Source organism: Pseudomonas sp. KCJK8993 (assembly GCF_046230915.1).
Taxonomy (GTDB): domain Bacteria; phylum Pseudomonadota; class Gammaproteobacteria; order Pseudomonadales; family Pseudomonadaceae; genus Aquipseudomonas; species Aquipseudomonas piscis.
Genome location: NZ_JBJJLO010000236.1, coordinates 1 through 2,078, shown reverse-complemented (window position 1 = coordinate 2,078; position 2,078 = coordinate 1). Strand labels below are relative to the sequence as shown.

At 69.4% G+C, this 2,078-nt stretch carries 1 protein-coding gene; it reads right to left on the bottom strand.

Annotation, left to right across the window (positions count from 1 at the left end; translation table 11 throughout):
• Positions 1 to 2,078 (bottom strand): beta-ketoacyl synthase N-terminal-like domain-containing protein (locus ACK6AU_RS31895; RefSeq protein WP_409303736.1); only part of this gene is annotated, 2,078 nt, incomplete at both ends.

Sequence of the window (2,078 nt, the reverse complement as noted above, 5' to 3'; positions counted from 1 at the left end):
AGCGAGACTGGTGGTCAGCTCGCGCTCAAGTAGCGCGCGCCGCTCGGCCTGCACATGGGGGGCAACTTCCGGGGCACGGGGCGCCGCGACCGGTTGGGCGGCCATGGGCGAGTCTTGTGCGGCTACCGGCGCGGCCTGCTCCGCCGGCGCCGGGGGCTCGATGGCTGGTCCATCCTCCAGGGCGCGCAACTGCAACTTGCGCGGCTTGCCGGCATCGAGCCCGGACCGGGACGAGTCCCCCGCGAAGGCGGTGGTTGGCGACTGTGGGGATTGACGCTCCATAGTGATGCTCCCTGTTGTGCTTCCATGCAGTACCGAGCAGAGCTGGCGGGCGAACGGATAGGTCGGCAAGTCGATCCGGCGTGGCAACGGCGCTGTGTAGAGTTGCGTCCAGTCCACGACGGCTCCCTGGACCCAGCGTTGCGCCAGGACTTGCAGCCGATCCTGGGCCACATTGGCCGGGGCATCGGCAGGCGGCTGGTGATCCTGGGAGGCTTCGCCCAGCCACAGCTCGCCAGCCTCGATCCCGGACTGGCCCAGCCCTGCCAGTTTGCTGGCCAGATCCGGCAATGAACGGGCCAGCAGCGCCAGACGATGGGCCATGGCCTCACGCCCGACCTGCAGGGTGTAGGCGATATCGCGCAACTGCGCCGGGGCAAAGCGGCCATCCGTCACCACCGCGCGCAAGCGTTCGGCGCTGGCCAGCAGGCTGTCCCGGGTCCGCGCCGAAAGCAGGATCAGCACTGGCGCAGCAATATTCGCTACGGCGGGTGGCGGTGGTTCACAGGCTTCCAGCAGCACATGGGCGTTGGTGCCGCTGAAACCGAAGCTGCTGACGCCGGCAATCCGCCGGCCGGCGAACCACGGGCGGGGCCGATCGACCACCTGCACCGGCAGGTTGGCCCAGTCCACCTGCGGGTTGGGTGAGTGAAAATGCAACTGCCCGGGGATCTGCCCCTTGCCCATGGCAAGAATGACCTTGATCAGCCCCGCCACGCCGGCGGCGGCCTCCAGGTGCCCGAGCTGGGCCTTGACCGAGCCGAGCAGCAGCGGACGCTGCGCTTGCCGGCCAGCTCCCAATGCCTGGGCGGCGGCCTGCACCTCGATCGGGTCGCCCAAGCGAGTGCCGGTGCCGTGGGCTTCCAGGTACTGCACCTGGTGCGGGGCCAGGCCGGCCTGGGCCAGCGCGGCTTCGATGACCCCACGCTGGGCCGACTGGTTCGGCACGGTCAGCCCGGCACTGGCGCCATCGTGATTGATCGCACTGCCTCGGATGACAGCCCATATCGGGTCGCCGGCAGCCAGGGCGTCGGCATGACGCTTGAGCACCAGGAGCCCGCAGCCTTCGCCCCGGACATAGCCATCGGCGGCCTCATCGAAGGTGCTGCAACTGCCCCGCGGCGAGAGCATGCCGGCAGCGCGGAAGGCCTCGGACTCCGCCTGATCCAGCAGCAGGTTCACGCCACCGGCCAGGGCCACCTCGCACTTGCCGCCCAGCAGGCTTTCACAGGCCAGGTGGATCGCCACCAGCGATGAACTGCAAGCGGTGTCCACCGACAGCGCCGGCCCATGCCAGTCGAAGAAGTACGCCAACCGCCCGGCGGCGACCGAGGCCGCGTTGCCAGTGGTGAAGGCCGGCCTGGACTCGTGCCCCTGCCCCGTTTGCCGCAAAAGCACGTCATAGCCATGCCCCATCAGGCCGACGAACACCCCGGTACTGGAACCACGCAAACTGCTTGGCGCGATCGCCGCCTGCTCCAGTGCCTCCCAGGCGGTTTCCAGCAACAGCCGCTGCCGGGGATCGAGCAGCTGCGCCTCCCTGGGGGAAATGCGAAAGAAACGTGGGTCGAACTCCTGCGCCCCCTCGATGAAACCACCGCGCTCCGGCTCGTCGTCCAGGCCATCCCGCTGACCAACCGCATCGACGCCCTGTTGCAACAGGCTCCAGAAACGCTCCGGTGAGGAGGCGCCGCCAGGAAAGCGACAGCCCACGCCGACGATGGCGATGCCCCCGGGGCCGGGAGTGCAAGGCGCCGGCTCGGCTGCCGGTGGAGGCGCGTGCCTGGTTCGCTCGTGGG